Source organism: Pseudomonas sp. S5D5 (assembly GCF_003013355.1).
Classification (GTDB): Bacteria; Pseudomonadota; Gammaproteobacteria; order Pseudomonadales; family Pseudomonadaceae; genus Aquipseudomonas; species Aquipseudomonas aylmerensis.
The window spans coordinates 4922862-4938495 of record NZ_PTEO01000001.1 but is presented as its reverse complement, the minus strand read 5'-3'; the positions used below and the strand labels follow the sequence as shown (position 1 = coordinate 4938495).

Annotated in this window: 15 protein-coding genes; 4 read left to right on the top strand and 11 right to left on the bottom strand. The window is 62.9% G+C overall.

The window, feature by feature from the left end; translation table 11 throughout:
- Positions 1 to 87 precede the first annotated feature (87 nt).
- On the top strand, positions 88 to 1578 hold the full coding sequence (locus tag C9990_RS22385; protein ID WP_106804707.1) for a M10 family metallopeptidase C-terminal domain-containing protein: 1491 nt from the start codon (positions 88 to 90) through the stop codon (positions 1576 to 1578).
- On the opposite strand, the gene C9990_RS22380 is transcribed toward C9990_RS22385, so the two are convergent.
- Positions 1568 to 2449: a LysR family transcriptional regulator gene (locus C9990_RS22380; RefSeq protein WP_106804706.1), complete on the bottom strand. Its 882-nt coding sequence runs from the start codon at positions 2447 to 2449 to the stop codon at positions 1568 to 1570. The genes C9990_RS22385 and C9990_RS22380 overlap by 11 nt on opposite strands.
- A gap of 14 nt (positions 2450 to 2463) precedes the next feature.
- On the bottom strand, positions 2464 to 3120 hold the full coding sequence (locus tag C9990_RS22375; protein WP_106804705.1) for a peroxiredoxin-like family protein: 657 nt from the start codon (positions 3118 to 3120) through the stop codon (positions 2464 to 2466).
- Between the two features lie 226 nt (positions 3121 to 3346).
- Here C9990_RS22375 and C9990_RS22370 point away from each other — a divergent pair, with 226 nt between their 5' ends.
- Positions 3347 to 3535, top strand: coding sequence for a type II toxin-antitoxin system HicA family toxin (locus C9990_RS22370; protein WP_065901605.1), 189 nt, complete (start codon positions 3347 to 3349; stop codon positions 3533 to 3535).
- A gap of 11 nt (positions 3536 to 3546) precedes the next feature.
- Positions 3547 to 3951, top strand: a complete 405-nt coding sequence (locus tag C9990_RS22365) for a type II toxin-antitoxin system HicB family antitoxin (RefSeq protein WP_016978509.1) — start codon at positions 3547 to 3549, stop codon at positions 3949 to 3951.
- A gap of 6 nt (positions 3952 to 3957) precedes the next feature.
- Here the strand turns inward: C9990_RS22365 and C9990_RS22360 are convergent, their stop codons facing one another.
- Positions 3958 to 5154, bottom strand: coding sequence for an MFS transporter (locus C9990_RS22360; RefSeq protein ID WP_106804704.1), 1197 nt, complete (start codon positions 5152 to 5154; stop codon positions 3958 to 3960).
- A gap of 178 nt (positions 5155 to 5332) precedes the next feature.
- On the opposite strand from C9990_RS22360, the gene C9990_RS22355 reads away from it, so the two are divergent.
- On the top strand, positions 5333 to 5947 hold the full coding sequence (locus C9990_RS22355) for a DUF5666 domain-containing protein (protein WP_065901603.1): 615 nt from the start codon (positions 5333 to 5335) through the stop codon (positions 5945 to 5947).
- 126 nt (positions 5948 to 6073) lie between these two features.
- Here the strand turns inward: C9990_RS22355 and C9990_RS22350 are convergent, their stop codons facing one another.
- The 8 genes from C9990_RS22350 to gcl form a co-directional block, all read right to left on the bottom strand.
- The gene (locus tag C9990_RS22350) at positions 6074 to 7078 is read right to left on the bottom strand and encodes a sulfate ABC transporter substrate-binding protein (RefSeq protein ID WP_065901602.1); all 1005 of its coding nucleotides are present in this window, start codon (positions 7076 to 7078) and stop codon (positions 6074 to 6076) included.
- Positions 7079 to 7183: 105 nt separating this feature from the next.
- Positions 7184 to 8008, bottom strand: coding sequence for an ion transporter (locus tag C9990_RS22345; RefSeq protein ID WP_065901600.1), 825 nt, complete (start codon positions 8006 to 8008; stop codon positions 7184 to 7186).
- Positions 8009 to 8039: 31 nt separating this feature from the next.
- The gene (locus tag C9990_RS22340; protein WP_106804703.1) at positions 8040 to 8915 is read right to left on the bottom strand and encodes an urea transporter; all 876 of its coding nucleotides are present in this window, start codon (positions 8913 to 8915) and stop codon (positions 8040 to 8042) included.
- Positions 8916 to 9037: 122 nt separating this feature from the next.
- Positions 9038 to 10453 (bottom strand): pyruvate kinase, encoded by a 1416-nt coding sequence (pyk, locus tag C9990_RS22335; RefSeq protein WP_065901596.1) that lies wholly within the window; start codon positions 10451 to 10453, stop codon positions 9038 to 9040.
- Entirely contained in the window at positions 10443 to 11723 is a 1281-nt protein-coding gene (locus C9990_RS22330) for a glycerate kinase (protein WP_065901594.1), read from the bottom strand. Before C9990_RS22330 ends, pyk begins: the two co-directional genes overlap by 11 nt.
- A gap of 189 nt (positions 11724 to 11912) precedes the next feature.
- Positions 11913 to 12803, bottom strand: a complete 891-nt coding sequence (locus C9990_RS22325) for a 2-hydroxy-3-oxopropionate reductase (RefSeq protein WP_106804702.1) — start codon at positions 12801 to 12803, stop codon at positions 11913 to 11915.
- A 176-nt stretch (positions 12804 to 12979) separates the two neighbouring features.
- The gene (gene hyi, locus C9990_RS22320; RefSeq protein WP_106804701.1) at positions 12980 to 13762 is read right to left on the bottom strand and encodes a hydroxypyruvate isomerase; all 783 of its coding nucleotides are present in this window, start codon (positions 13760 to 13762) and stop codon (positions 12980 to 12982) included.
- A gap of 10 nt (positions 13763 to 13772) precedes the next feature.
- Positions 13773 to 15548 carry a glyoxylate carboligase gene (gene gcl / locus C9990_RS22315; protein ID WP_065901588.1) on the bottom strand — a complete coding sequence of 592 codons (1776 nt, stop codon included), beginning with the start codon at positions 15546 to 15548 and terminating at the stop codon, positions 13773 to 13775.
- Between the last annotated feature and the right edge of the window lie 86 nt (positions 15549 to 15634).

The window sequence follows — 15634 nt, the reverse complement described above, 5'->3', positions numbered from 1 at the left end:
GTTCCGCACTCATTTTTGCAGGGAAATTCAATCAGCCGATGCTCACGTGTCTGGCTCATTTATCCTCTAAAAAGAGCGCAAATTCCCATGATCAGTTCTGAGTCTTTATCGCGTACACCCCCACAGCAAACCTTGCCGCTTGCCGATCCCGGACCGTTTGGCGTGGGCGCCAGCGGCAAGCCGACCTACACCACCGACCAGGCGGGCAAGCACATCACCCGCGATAACCTGCACTTTCACGACCGCAATAACGACAACAAGATAGATCTTTCCTACACCGTCGATCCCACTTTCTCTGCTGCGCAGCAGCAACGTGTGCGCCAGGCCGCCCAGTCCTGGCAGGACGTGGCCAATATCAGTTTCAAGGAGCAGGCGGCAGGTGCGGACTGCACGGTTCACGTCAGGAACAACCCACGTGGAGACCGTGGCGTCGCCATCTCACCCACGCGCGCCACCAGCAGTACCACCGCGACGATTGGCACACTGAAATCAGGCAATTCGCCGGGGCTGGACAGCCACTTTTCGCTCACCGCCGTGCATGAAATCGGACACGCCATCGGCCTGCAGCATCCGGGTAACTACAATGGCGGTGATTCCACTTATGACAAGAGCGCTGTGTATGCCGGTGACACCAAGGCGCGCAGTGTCATGAGCTACTGGTCTGAAAAGCATCAGGCCGGTCACGATTTTCGCCACTGCAACCCCAGCGCGCCGATGATGGATGACATTGCCGCGGTGCAGCGGTTGTATGGGGCCAATCACCAGACCCGCAAGACCGACACCACCTATGGCTTCAACTCCAATACCGAGCGCGAAGCCATGACCCTCAAGAGCGCCACGGACAAACCGATCTTCTGCGTCTGGGATGGCGGGGGGGACGATACCCTGGATTTTTCCGGGTTTGCCCAGAACCAGAACATCAGCCTGAAGGCCGAGTCGTTTTCCGATGTGGGTGGCTTGAAGGGCAACGTCTCCATCGCCAAAGGCTGTACGGTTGAGAACGCCATCGGCGGTGCCGGACGGGATGTGTTGACGGGCAATGACGCGAACAATCGGCTCAAGGGCGGTGCGGGGGCCGACACATTGCGCGGCGGTGGGGGCGCGGATACGTTTATCTACGACAAGGCCAGTGACTCCACACCGCAGCAGCCGGACGTGATCGAGGACTTCACCACCGGGGTCGACAGGCTCGATGTCTCGGGCGCCTTGAGAGAGGCGGGGGTCGGCGCCCTGGTGTTTACTGACCGGTTCAGTGGGCGGGCCGGGGAGGCTGTGCTCAAGCATGACACTGCCACGGGTCGTTCAAGCCTGGAGATCGACCTGAAGGGCACGGGCAATGCCGGCTTCATGGTCAAGGGCATCGGCCAGATCAAGCCGGGGGATGTGCTGTGGCAGGGGCAAACGGTGCCGAAGGTCGTGCCAGCACCGGTACCGGCACCGACGCCAGCACCCGTGCCCGCACCACCGCTACCGGCACCGCTTGATCCGACGGCAGGCATGATTTCAGTGTTAAGCGAAATGCTCGCCACGACGCTGTCGACCTTGCTGCAGTTAGTGCTGAACGTTGTCAGGCGTTGATCAGCGCTTCGACATACTCCACAAACGCGCGTGCCTTGGCGCTCGCCATCCGGCCGGTGGGGAACACTGCCCACAAATCCCGGGGCGGCAAATGCCAGTCCGCCAGCACGCGCTTGACCTCGCCGCTGGCCAGCTCCGGCGCGAACATCCAGCTGGAGGACAGCGTCAGGCCCAGATGGCTCAGTACGGCGGCGCGCACGCCTTCCGCCGCCGTCACGCGCACGCGGCCATGGGCAACGAGCGGGTAATGCGTGTCGCCTTGGGTAAAGTTCCAGTGCGAGCCTTCGCCTCGGGTGTAGATGATCGCCTGGTGCTGCAGCAAGTCCGCCGGGGTGGCGGGCTCGCCGAAGCGTTCGAAGTAGGCCGGCGTGCCGAGGATCACGCAGGGTGATTCGCCGATCTTGCGTGCCGTGAGGCTGGAATCATCCAGGTTGCCCATGCGCAGGGCGACGTCGATGCCTTCTTCCACCAGATTGAGCGTGCGGTCATCGAGCACCACGTCGACATTCACCCCCGGGTACTGCTCCAGGAAACCGCCCAGGTGCGGAATGATATGCATGCGGGCGAAGGTTACCGCTGCGCTGATACGCAGGTTGCCCGACAGCCCGGCGCCGGCTCCCCGGGCGGCGTCGTCGGCCTCGTTGGCTTCGTCGATGGCGCGCCGGGCTTTCTCGAAAAACGCCAGGCCTGCCTCGGTGGGCGTAAGGCCACGGGTCGAACGCAATACCAGGCGCACCGCCAGGCGTGCTTCCAATTGCGCGATGCTCTTGGACACGGCGGGCTGGCCGATGCCCAGGCGCTTGGCAGCGGCCGAGAACGAACCGGTTTCGACAACGTGGACAAAAGTTTCCATGGCGGTAAGACGGTCCATCGGGTGTCCTTGGGTTATCGGGTGAGGGCGTCGAGCAGCGCCGAAGGTTCCGGGCGTTGAGTGTAATCCGGGTTGACCTCGGCGTAACGAATCACGCTGTCCTGGCCGATCACATAGCGGGCGGGCATGGGCAGTGTCCAGGCCGGATCGTCGTTGATCAGCGGCAGGTTGTTGCCCAGCGCCTTGTAGAGTTCGATCAAATAATCCGGCAATTGAAAGCGCAGCCCGAACGCATCGGCGACGTCGTTGTGGGTGTCGCTGAGGATCGGGAACCCCAGCCCGGCAATGCGCGTGGATTTGCGGCTGTTGGCGGCCGTTTGCGGCGACAGGGCCAGCAACTGGGCGCCGGCCGCCTTCAGTGTCGGCAGAAACGCCTGCAACGCCTGCAATTCCAAAGTGCAGTACGGGCACCACACACCTCGGTAGAACGTCAGCACCAGCGGCCCCTGGGCCAGCAGCCTGGCCGAGGACACCGCGTTGCCGTCGGCGTCCTTGAGGCTGAACAGCGGCGCTTTGTCTCCCACCTTGAGGGCACGTTGTGCTGCACCGCTGGCGATCAGCTCGGCGGTGGCGCGCTCCATGATCGGATGGATATGCGCGGGCGCGTTGTAGGGCGGCTTGCCCGCTTTGAAATCAGCGCTGAAGGCATCGAGTGTGGCTTGAAGTGTCATGGCGGTAGTCCCTCGGGAGATGAGCCGGCTTGGCTGGAGGGGATGATGGGCGCGTCAGTGCGGGGGTAGAAGCGGGGTGCAGGGCATAGGATTTATGCGTTGAGGGAATGAACGCGTGCAATACCAACATTCGGTAAAACAGCCGCCAGTCGGGATCCCCGATTCTGTGCTTGAGTAAAGATAACCCTAGGGTTACTTTTATTCCGGCCAAGCCAAGGAGGCTGCGGTGCAAAGCAGGCTATTGATCAAGGAGCTGCAAGAGGCGGGTTGGGTGCTGGATCGGGTCACGGGCAGTCATCACATTTTTACTCACCGCTATAACCCGTACACGATCCCGGTGCCGCACCCCAAGAAGGACCTGCCGCTGGGCACCGTCAGAAGCATCAGGAAACGCGCCGGGCTGTTTCAGTTTTAAGGAGAGCATTCATGCAATACCCAATCTGTATCGAATGGGGCGATGACTTTACCGCCACCGGTATTCAGATCCCCGATATTCCAGGCGCGGTCACCGCCGGGGACAGTTTCGAAGAGGCGTACAACGCCGCCGTGGAAGTCGCGCACATCATGCTGCAAGAAATCGCCGCCGAAGGTGGGCCGATTCCGATGCCCACGTCGGTGGCCAATCATCACGCCCATGAAGACTACGCCGGGATGGGCTGGGGCATGCTCGAGCTGGACATCTCGCCCTATCTGGGCAAGACCGAGAAGGTCAACGTGACCTTGCCCGGTTATGTCATCCAGCGCATCGACCGTTATGTGCGCGAGCACAAGGTCAAAAGCCGCTCGTCATTCCTGGCGGACGCGGCCTTGGAGAAGCTGGTGCGCTCCTGAGGGCGATCAGGCCGTGGCGACCGTGGCCTGGCGCGAAGCGCTCAAGAAGCGCAACAACGCCACCAGCGGGAACGCACTGCCCACCAGCATCACGCCCAGCCAGCCACCGTGCTCGTAGACGCTGCTGGCAATCGCCGAGCCGAAGGCGCCGCCGATGAAGATGCTGGTCATGTACAACGCGTTGAGGCGGCTGCGGCTGTTGGCGTCGAGGGCATAGATCGCGCGTTGGCCGAGGACCATGTTCATCTGCACGCAGAAGTCCAGGACCACGCCGGTCACCGCCAGGCCGATCACGCTGTACAGCGGGTGCACGAAGGCTGGCAGGAAGCTCAGCACGGCAAACAGCATGGCCAGCAGTGAGGCGCGGTGAGTGTGGCCGGCATCGGCCAGGCGGCCGGCGATGGGCGCAGCGATGGCACCCAGGGCACCGACCAGTGCGAACAACGCGATCTCACTTTGGCTCAGCCCATGATTGCGCGCCAGCTCCAGCGGTGCGGCGGTCCAGAACAGGCTGAAGGTGGCAAACATGCAGCCCTGGTAGAACGCACGTTGGCGCAGCAGGGGTTGTTCACGCAACAAGGTGCCGAGCGAGCCGAGCAGTTGGCCATAGCTGGCGCTGTGGTCAGGCTGGCGCTTGGGGATGGTCAGCATCAGCACCACGCTGATGAACGCCATCAACGCGGCCGCCGCCATGAACATCGCCCGCCAGCCGAAGTGGTCCGCGACCACGCTGGACACCGGCCGCGCCAGCAGAATGCCGAGCAGCAGCCCGCCCATGATGCTGCCCACCACCCGGCCACGGGATTCGGCGGGTGCCAGGTGGGCGGCCAGCGGGATCAGGATTTGCACCGACACCGAACTGAAGCCGATCAGCAACGACACCAGCAGGAACAGGTTCGGCTGCTCGGTGAAGGCCGCGCCCAGCAGGCTCGCAATGGCCACCACGGTGGTGGTGATCATCAGCTTGCGGTTTTCCAGCAGGTCGCCCAGCGGTACCAGGAAAAACAGGCCGAGGGCATAACCGATTTGCGTCAGGGACACGATCAGGCTGGCCATCGCCGGGGTGAGGCCGATGTCCGGTGCGATCAGTTCGATGATCGGCTGCGCGTAGTAGATGTTGGCGACGATGGCGCCGCAGCAGAACGCAAACAGCATCACCATCGCGCGGGTCATGGTGGTTGTAGGGTGTGAGGTAGCGTTCATGGTGTTCTCATAAAAGCGGAGGAAGTAGGCGAGCGAGAGTAGAGACAAGGTGCAACGGCGAGTAGGCCGCTGGTGGTGATAACACTCATGCCGGGAATTAATGACTGAAACGTTAACTTTCGCGTCGAACGGCAATGATACATTCAGACACAACTGCCGAAACAGGAAATCCATTGCGATGAAGATCACGTTGAACAAGATGCTCCTGGCTTCCACCCTTGCCGCCGCCATGGCTGTCGGCCTGGCGAACGCGGCCGATGCCCCACGCGTGGGTGTGCGTGGCGCCATCACGGCGATCGACGGCGACGCGATGCACGTCAAGGTCAACAGTGGTGAAGACGTCACCGTGCACCTGACAAAAGACACCCAGGTCCGTGCCGTGACGCTGGCGAAGATCGACGAGATCAAGCCCGGCAGCTACATCGGCTCGGCTGCCATGCCCAACGCCGACGGCACCCTGACTGCCCTCGAAGTGCATGTGTTCCCGCCGGCGATGGCCGGCACGGGCGACGGGCACCGGGCGTTCGACCTCAAAGAAGGCAGCAGCATGACCAACGGCACGGTCGGCGACCTGGTGGTCAGCAACGGGCGGACGTTGACCGTCAAATACAAAGGGGGCGAGCAGAAGATCGTGGTGCCGGATGATGTGCCGATCGTGAACCTGGAGCCAGGCGACCGCAGCTTGCTCAAGCCGGGGGTGAAGGTGGTGATGTTTGCGGCGAAGGACGCGGACGGGACGGTGACGGCGCAGGCTATCTCGGCCGGCAAAGATGGCGTGACACCGCCGATGTAAGGGCCAGGCGCATCCCCCAATGCAGGCGCTGACTGGCCTGCGACAGCATCACCTCGGTATGCCTGATACGTCGAGGTGTCTGCATCGCAGGCCAGCCAGCTCCCACACGGGGCTGCGTTTGTTCAGTTATTGACCGCTGTAGATCTGGTCGAAAACACCGCCATCATTGAAGTGGGTTTTCTGCACGGTGCGCCAGTCGCCGAAGGTCTTCTCTACCGAGAGGAATTCGACTTTCGGGAAGCGGTCGGTGTACTTGGCCAGTACCTTCGCGTCGCGTGGGCGCAGGTAGTTGTTGGCGGCGATTTCCTGGCCTTCCGGCGACCACAGGTACTTCAGGTAGTCTTCGGCGGCCGCGCGGGTGCCTTTCTTCTCGACCACTTTGTCGACCACCGACACCGGCGGCTCGGCTTCGGCAGAGACGCTTGGGTAGATCACTTCGAACTGATCACGGCCAAATTCGCGGGCGATCATTTCTGCTTCGTTTTCAAAGGTCACCAGCACGTCGCCGATCTGGTTGGTCATGAACGTGGTGGTCGCGGCGCGGCCACCGGTGTCCAGCACAGGCGCCTGCTTGAACAGCTTGCCGACAAAGGCCTTGGCCTTGTTCTCGTCGCCGCCGTTTTTCAGCACGTAGCCCCAGGCCGACAGGTAGGTGTAGCGGCCGTTACCGGAAGTCTTCGGGTTGGGCACGATCACTTGCACGCCGTCTTTCAACAGGTCCGGCCAGTCTTTCAGGGCTTTCGGGTTGCCCTTGCGCACGATAAACACCGTGGCGGAGGTGAACGGTGCGCTGTTGTTCGGCAGGCGCGTGACCCAGTTGTCCGGCACCAGCTTGCCATTGTCGGCGAGGGCGTTGATGTCGGTGGCCATGTTCATGGTGATCACGTCAGCCGGCAGGCCGTCGATCACCGAGCGCGCTTGTTTGCTGGAGCCGCCGAAGGACATCTGCAGGGTCAGCTTGTCGTTCGGGTGCTCGGCGTCCCAGTGTTTCTGGAAGGCGGCGTTGTAGTCCTTGTAGAAGTCGCGCATCACGTCATACGAGACGTTGAGCAGAGTGACCGGGGCTGCCTGGACGGCGCCCGCCAGGGCAAGGCCGGCGGCCAGTAGAGAGGCGCTAACGAGTTTTTTCACTGCTCATTCCTTGTTGTTCGAGAAGGTTATCGATTGAGTGAGGGCATTTTGCCAGCGACTATAGCTGGGCCTGCATAGACGCTTAAAGATTAAAACGCACTTTGCTTATTCCACTTTCTTAAACAGCGCATTGCCACAGCGCGAGCAGAACGCCGCGTTGGGCTCGTGGCTGTTCTTGTTGCACACCGGGCAGTCGGTTTGCAGTTGCTCACCGCGCATGGCACTGGCCAGTTCGGCGGTAAAAATCCCCGTCGGCACGGCGATGATCGAGTAGCCGGTGATCATCACCAGTGACGAAATCACCTGGCCCAGCGGGGTCTTGGGCACGATATCGCCAAAGCCCACGGTGGTCAGGGTCACGATCGCCCAATAAATACCCTTGGGAATGCTGGTAAACCCGTGCTCCGGGCCTTCGATCACGTACATCAAGGTGCCGAATACGGTGACCAGGGTGCACACACTGACCAGGAACACCACGATCTTCTGCTTGCTGCCGCGCAGCGCGGCCATCAGGTAATTGGCCTGCTTGAGGTAAGGGCTGAGCTTGAGCACGCGGAAGATCCGCAGCATCCGGATGATGCGGATGATCAGCAGGTACTGGGCGTCGCTGTAATACAGCGCGAGGATGCCGGGGACGATGGCGAGCAAATCCACCAGCCCATAGAAGCTGAAGGCATAGCGCAGCGGCTTGGGCGAGCAGTACAGGCGCAGGCCGTACTCAATGGCGAAAATGATGGTGAAGCCCCACTCGATGTAGGCCAGCACGTCGGCGTAGTTATCGTGGACGGTCTGGATACTGTCGAGGATCACAATCACCAGGCTGGCGAGGATGATCAGCAGCAAGGTGCTGTCGAAGCGCCGGCCGGCCGCTGTGTCGCTTTGAAAAACCATGACGTAGAGCCGCTGACGCCAGTCGTTGTTGCTGTCCATAAAGCCCGCCTGAATCGAATATCGAGCAAGCCTAGGGGGATTCGAAGGGGCTGTCCATGCGGGGTTTACCCAGCATCCGGCGACCGGCACGCACCAGCCAGCACGCGAGGATGAACGGGGCGGTCAACGCCGGCAGGTGCAGCGCGGCAAAGCCTGGCGTGAGGACGATTGCCAGCAGGATGCCGAGCAGTGGTTGCCAGGCGTGGCGGCGCGTCTGGCACAGGGCCAGGGCCGCCAGCGCGGGGTTGTAGCTGTGCAGGCCGAGCAGGGCGCTGGCGGTCTCGTCGAGCAGTAGCGCGATCAGCACTCCGCAGAGGGCGCCGGTCAAGGCCCAGAGGGCGGCACGCCGGTTGGCCAGCCACAGGCCAAGCGCGATCAGCGCACCGGCCAGGGGCTGGTCGAGCAGCATGATTTGCGCGAGCCCGGTAAAGGGCGCGGCCAGTACGGCCAGGGTGTCGGCTTCGCCGAGTGCAAACGTGCTCGGCGGCACGCTGCCCAGTAACAGCCAGCCCAGGCCGACAAACGGCGCGGTGTAGGCGGGCAGGTCATCGGGGCGGGTTGCGTGTTTGAGCCATTGTCGCGTGAGCATCGCACTCAAGCCGCCGCACGCCAGGATCAGCGGTGGCAGCACGGCCGACCAGGCAAAGTGCTGGCTGATCAGCAAGCCCAGCAGTACGCCGTTGTAGCTATACAGGCCGGCCTGGCGTTCGGCCTTGGGATAACCCCGGCGCTGGGCCGTGAGCAAACCGGCGACGCCTCCCAGCAACGCCCCGCCGAGCAGGGCCGGGGCGCCGATCAGGATGGCCAGCAGGCACAGCAGGCCACACAGGGGATGGCGCTGCAGGAAGATCTGGCTGAAGCCGTTGAGCAAGGCTTCGGCCCAGTCGGGGCAGGATTGGTTGGGCATGGCGGATGAGTCTGAGGGACCGAGTTGCCCCCAATCGCCGGCAAGCCAGCTCCCACATTTGAATCGGTTCACCAATCAAAATGTGGGCGCCGGGCTTGCCCGCGATGAGGCCTGAACAGACGCTAGATCAACGTCTCGATACGCAGCGAATTGGTCGACCCCGGTTGCCCGAACGGCACTCCCGCAGTAATCACCAACGTATCCCCACGCTGCGCCATCCCCTGGGCCTGGGCGATCTCCAGCGCGGTCGAACACACTTCATCGACCTGGCGCAGCCGATCATTGACCACCGAATGCACGCCCCACGCCACGCTCAAGCGGCGCGCAGTGGAGAGGTTCGGCGTGAGGTTGAGGATCGGCGCCACCGGCCGTTCCCGCGCCGCGCGCAGGCTGGAGCTGCCGGACTCGCTGTAGTTCACCAGCACCGCCACCGGCAGGATGCTGCTGATCCGCCGGATCGCACAGCTGATGGCGTCCGACACCGTGGCGTCCGCCTTGGGCCGGCTGACGTCCAGTTGCGTCTGGTAGTCCGGGCCGTTTTCGACCTGGCGGATGATCTTGCTCATCATCTGCACGGCTTCCAGGGGGTACTCGCCGGACGCGGTTTCCGCCGACAGCATCACCGCATCGGCGCCTTCGGCCACGGCGTTGGCGACATCGGTGACTTCGGCGCGAGTCGGTGCCGGGGAGAAACGCATGGACTCGAGCATCTGCGTGGCCACCACCACCGGCTTACCCAACTGGCGGCAGGTGCTGATGATGTCTTTCTGGATCTGCGGCACGCTCTCGGCGGGCACTTCCACACCCAGGTCGCCCCTGGCCACCATGATCGCGTCGCTCAGCTCGGCGATTTCCTGCAGGCGCTGCACGGCCGAGGGTTTCTCGATCTTGGCCATCAGGAACGCTTTGTCGCCGATCAACTCACGGGCTTCGCGGATGTCTTCCGGGCGTTGCACGAACGACAGCGCTACCCAGTCCACACCCAGTTCCAGGCCGAACCTCAGGTCGCTGCGATCCTTGGCGGTGAGCGGGCTGAGTTCCAGCAGCGCCTGTGGGACATTCACACCTTTGCGGTCGGACAATTCGCCGCCATTCAGCACCGTGGTGTCGATGGCATCCGCATGCTTGGTGATGACCCGCAGGCGCAGTTTGCCGTCATCCAGCAGCAGGTCCATGCCCGGCTCCAGCGCCGCGATGATTTCCGGGTGCGGCAGGTTGATACGGCGCTGGTCGCCCGGTGTGGGGTCCAGGTCCAGGCGCAGGGCCTGGCCACGCACCAATTGCACCTTGCCTTCGGCAAAGCGCCCGACCCGCAGCTTCGGTCCTTGCAGGTCCATGAGGATGCCCAGCGGGTAGTTCAGCTGGCGCTCGACCTGGCGAATCCACTGGTAGCGCTGGGCGTGATCGGCGTGCTCGCCGTGGCTGAAGTTGAGGCGGAAGATATTCACGCCGGCCTCCACCAGCTCGCGGATATCATCGATACCGTCGGTGGCCGGGCCCAGGGTGGCGAGGATTTTGACCTTCTTGTCAGGCGTCATGTTTGGCAGTCTCAAGGATCAGGATGGCGCGGAAATCATTGACGTTGGTGCGCGTCGGTTCGGTGACGATCAAGCCCTCGAGCGCGGCGAAATAGCCGTAGCCGTTGTTGTTATCCAGCTCGTCGCTGGCCGACAGGCCCAAGGCCTCGGCGCGGGCATAGCTGCAGGGGGTCATGATGGCGCCGGCGTTGTCTTCGGAGCCGTCGATGCCATCAGTGTCACCGGCCAGGGCGTACACGCCAGGCAAGCCCTTGAGGCTGTCGGTCAGGCTCAGCAGGAATTCGGCATTGCGCCCGCCACGGCCATTGCCGCGCACGGTGACGGTGGTTTCGCCACCGGAGAGGATCACGCAGGGCGCCGCCAGTGGCTGGCCATGCTGCACGATTTGTCGGGCGATGCCGGCGTGCACCTTGGCCACGTCCCGCGCTTCGCCTTCAAGGTCGCCGAGGATCAGCGGGCTGAACCCGGCCTGGCGGACTTTCACCGCGACCGCTTCGAGGGATTGCTGCGGGCGCGCGATCAATTGGAAGTGGCTGCGCGCGAGTGCCGGGTCACCCGGCTTGACGGTTTCCGAGGCCGGGTTCTGCAACCAGCTGCGTACCGAGGCGGGGGCGTCGATGCCGTAGCGCTTGAGGATCGCCAATGCCTGTTGCGACGTGCTCGGGTCGCCAACGGTGGGGCCGGAAGCAATCACCGTGGCCTGGTCGCCCGGCACATCGGAAATCGCATAGGTGTAGACCGTCGCCGGCCAGGCCGCCTTGGCCAGTCGGCCACCCTTGATCGCCGAGAGGTGCTTGCGCACGCAATTCATCTCGCCAATGGTGGCGCCGGATTTGAGCAGGGCTTTGTTGATGGCTTGCTTGTCGGCCAGGGTGATGCCTTCGGCGGGCAGGGCGAGCAGTGCAGAGCCGCCGCCAGACAGCAGGAAGATCACGCGGTCGTCTTCAGTCAGGTTGCTGATCAATGCCAGCACGCGTTTGGCCACGGCGAGGCCGGCGGCATCGGGGACCGGGTGGGCGGCCTCGACCACTTCGATTTTCTTGCACGGCGCGCCGTGGCCGTAGCGCGTAACCACCAGGCCGGAGACTTCGCCCTGCCAGGCGTTTTCCACCACCAGGGCCATGGCGGCGGCGGCTTTGCCGGCGCCGATCACGATCACGCGGCCGCTGCGGTCGGTGGGCAGATAAGGTTCGAGGACTTGCCGGGGGTGGGCGGCGTCGATGGCTGTGGCAAACAGCGCGCGAAGCAGGTGTTGCGGATCGACCGACATAAGCGGGCTCCCGGGGGATTCTTGTTATTAGGGGGGGCATCAATTCCAGGCCGGAATGCGATCAAATGTGGGAGCGGGCTTGCTCGCGAATGCGTTCTGACATTCAACATCCATGCTGACTGATACACCGCTTTCGCGAGCAAGCCCGCTCCCACATTCGACCGCACTCAAAGGTGGAAGCGGTGTGGGTTACTTATCGCGAATCGAAAAATTCGCCATATGCTCCAGCCCCTTGATCAGCGCCGAATGGTCCCAGTTGCCGCCGCCGATCGCCGTGCAGGTGCTGAACACCTGTTGGGTGCCGGCGGTGTTCGGCAGGTTGATCCCCAGCTCCTTGGCACCGGCCAGGGCCAGGTTCAGGTCCTTCTGGTGCAGGTTGATGCGGAAGCCCGGATCGAAGGTGCCCTTGATCATGCGCTCGCCATGCACTTCGAGGATCTTCGAGGAGGCAAAGCCGCCCATCAGCGCTTCACGCACCTTGGCCGGGTCGGCGCCGTTCTTCGAGGCGAACAGCAGCGCTTCGGCCACCGCCTGGATATTCAGCGCGACGATGATCTGGTTAGCCACCTTGGCCGTCTGGCCATCGCCATTGCCACCCACCAGGGTGATGTTCTTGCCCATGCTCTGGAACAGGGGCAGGGCGCGTTCGAAGGTCTGCGGCTCGCCACCGACCATGATGCTCAGGGTGCCGGCCTTGGCGCCGACTTCACCGCCGGACACTGGCGCATCCAGGTACTGCGCGCCGGTCTGGTTGATCTTGGCGGCGAACGCCTTGGTGGCGGTGGGGGAGATCGAACTCATGTCGATCACCACCTTGTTGGGTGACAGGCCGGCGGCGACACCGTCGGCGCGGAACAGCACGTCATCGACCTGCGGGGTGTCGGGCACCATGACGATGATGAACTCGGCTTCCTGGGCGACTTGCTGCGGGTTGGCCAACGCGATGGCACCCGCGCCGATCAGCTCGGCCGGCGCCTTGCCATGATGCTCGGAAAGAAACAGTTGGTGACCTGCTTTCTGCAGGTTGGCGGCCATGGGTTGGCCCATGATGCCGGTGCCGATGAATCCGATTTTAGCCATGATCAAAATCCTCTTGTTATTCGATGTATGGGCCTGGCACGGCCTTCTAAACACAGGAGGTCCAATGTGGGAGCGGGCTTGCTCGCGAATGCAGTCTGACATTCAGCATTGATGTCGACTGATACACCGCTTTCGCGAGCAAGCCCGCTCCCACATTGGGTCCCGTGTTTGTTCAGTCAGATCGCGTTGTGGGTTTTGAGCCAGCCCAAACCCGCTTCGGTGGTGGTCAACGGCTTGTATTCACAGCCGACCCAGCCCGAGTAACCGATGCGGTCCAGATGCTCGAACAGGAAGCGATAGTTGATCTCGCCGGTACCCGGCTCATTGCGCCCGGGGTTGTCCGCCAGCTGGATATGGTTGATCTCGCCCAGGTGCGCGGCCATGGTGCGGGCCAGGTCGCCTTCCATGATTTGCATGTGATAGATGTCGTATTGCAGGAACAGGTTGGCGCTGCCCACTTGCTCGCGAATCGACAGGGCCTGGGCGGTGTTGTTGAGGTAGAAGCCGGGGATGTCGCGGGTGTTGATGGCTTCCATCACCAGCTTGATGCCCACCGCTTGCAGCTTGTCGGCTGCGTACTTGAGGTTGGCGACAAACGTCTTTTCCAGGGTTGCGTCATCGACACCGGCAGGCCGGATCCCCGCCAGGCAGTTGATCTGGGTATTGCCCAGCACCTCGGCGTAGGCGATGGCCAGGTTGACCCCGGCGCGGAACTCCTCGACCCGATCCGGGTGGCACGCCAGGCCGCGCTCGCCCTTGGCCCAATCACCGGCCGGCAGGTTGAACAGCACTTGGGTCAGGCCATGGGCGTCAAGTTGTGCCTTGATTTCGGCGGAGCTGAACTCATACGGGAACAGGTACTCGACCCCTTCGAAACCGGCCTCGGCGGCGGCTTTGAAGCGGGCGAGAAAGTCCTGCTCGGTAAACAGCATGGACAGGTTGGCGGCAAAGCGCGGCATAGGGTTCTCCTTAATCGAGCAGGGAAATGGCAGTCGGCGCATCGTTGCCGACCAGGGCCAGATCTTCGAATTCGTTGACGGCGTTGATCTCGGTGCCCATGGAAATATTGGTCACGCGCTCCAGGATGATCTCGACGATCACCGGCACCTTGAATTCCTCGATCATCTCCTGCGCCTTGCGCAGGGCCGGCTGGATCTGGCCCGGCTCGAACACGCGCAGGGCCTTGCAACCCAGGCCTTCGGCGACGGCGACGTGGTCGACGCCATAACCGTTGAGCTCCGGGGCGTTGAGGTTGTCGAAGGACAGCTGGACGCAGTAGTCCATTTCAAAACCGCGCTGGGCCTGGCGGATCAGCCCCAGGTAGGAGTTGTTCACCACCACGTGGATGTACGGCAGCTTGAATTGCGCGCCCACCGCCAGCTCTTCGATCATGAACTGGAAGTCATAGTCGCCGGACAACGCCACCACCTTGCGGCTCGGGTCGGCCTTGACCACGCCGAGCGCTGCGGGGATGGTCCAGCCCAACGGGCCGGCCTGGCCGCAGTTGATCCAGTGACGCGGCTTGTACACGTGGAGGAATTGCGCGCCGGCAATCTGCGACAGGCCGATGGTGCTGACGTAGCAGGTGTCTTTGCCGAACACCTGGTTCATCTCTTCGTACACCCGTTGCGGCTTGACCGGCACCGCGTCGAAGTGGGTCTTGCGCTGCAGGGTGGCCTTGCGCTGCTGGCAATCATGCAGCCAGGCGCTGCGGTCCTTGAGCTTGCCGGCGGCTTTCCACTCGCGGGCCACTTCAATGAACAGGGTCAGCGCGGAACCGGCGTCGGAGACGATGCCCAGGTCCGGGGTGAACACGCGGCCAATCTGCGTCGGCTCGATGTCGACGTGAATGAACTTGCGGCCTTCGGTGTAGACCTCCACCGAACCGGTGTGGCGGTTGGCCCAGCGGTTGCCGATGCCGAGCACCACGTCCGACTTGAGCATCGTCGCGTTGCCATAGCGGTGAGAGGTTTGCAGGCCGACCATGCCGACCATCAGCGGGTGGTCGTCGGGGATGGTGCCCCAGCCCATCAGGGTCGGAATCACCGGGATACCAGTGAGTTCGGCGAACTCCACCAGCAGTTCGCTGGCGTCGGCATTGATCACGCCACCGCCGCTGACCAGCAACGGCCGCTCGGCGGCATCGAGCAGGGCCAGGGCTTTTTCCACCTGGATGCGGGTTGCCAGCGGCTTGGCCAGGGGCAGCGGCTGGTAGGCGTCGATGTCGAATTCGATTTCGGCCATCTGCACGTCGAACGGCAGGTCGATCAACACCGGGCCTGGGCGGCCTGAGCGCATTTCGTAGAAGGCTTTCTGGAACGCGTAGGGCACCTGGCCAGGTTCGAGCACGGTGGTCGCCCACTTGGTCACGGGCTTGACGATGCTGGTGATGTCGACGGCCTGGAAGTCTTCCTTGTGCATCCGTGCACGCGGGGCTTGGCCGGTGATGCACAGGATCGGGATCGAGTCCGCCGAAGCGCTGTAGAGGCCGGTGACCATGTCGGTGCCCGCCGGGCCCGAAGTGCCGATGCACACGCCGATATTGCCGGCCTTGGTGCGGGTGTAACCCTCGGCCATGTGCGAGGCGCCTTCAACGTGGCGAGCAAGGACGTGATCGATGCCACCGACCTTCTGCAAGGCCGAATACAGCGGGTTGATCGCGGCGCCAGGGATACCGAAGGCGGTGTCCACGCCTTCACGGCGCATCACCAGGACGGCGGCTTCGATTGCTCTCATTTTGCTCATGATTTTGGTGCCTCTTGCGTTTTGTAATTGTATACAAGTGGTGTCTCGATAAAGTGTATTCACGGCGAGCGGCGCAGGTCAATCCA